This window comes from Exiguobacterium sp. UBA6282 (genome assembly GCF_002440475.1).
Lineage (GTDB): Bacteria > Bacillota > Bacilli > Exiguobacteriales > Exiguobacteriaceae > Exiguobacterium_A.
The window spans coordinates 1606-1912 of sequence record NZ_DJUM01000020.1 but is presented as its reverse complement, the minus strand read 5'-3'; the positions used below and the strand labels follow the sequence as shown (position 1 = coordinate 1912).

1 protein-coding gene is annotated in these 307 nt (G+C 43.0%); it reads left to right on the top strand.

Annotation, left to right across the window (positions count from 1 at the left end):
• Positions 1–80 precede the first annotated feature (80 nt).
• Positions 81–307: hypothetical protein (locus B2751_RS04995; RefSeq protein ID WP_290773311.1), on the top strand; the 227-nt coding region annotated here is incomplete at its 3' end.

Below are 307 nucleotides of genomic sequence, written 5' to 3'. Positions count from 1 at the left end.
GAAAAAGTTTTATGATCACCGTACGCTAACTCTGAAAAGGGGTTAGCGTTTTTCGATTTTTAATATAGAGGGGGATAAGAATGAAAAAACTACTGGAAGGTCATCATACTCGTCTGACACGTTTTCAACCGGAAGATACCGAAGTGATGCAACGATTGCTTGACGATGCGACATTCGCCCGCAATTTTAGTGCGACGCCATATCGTCATTTATCCATGGATAAGATTGAAAAGATGATGGCGACGGATGCACCGGAGACGTTTCGATTTGCGATTCGGAACTTTGAAGATGAACGGATGATTGGGGT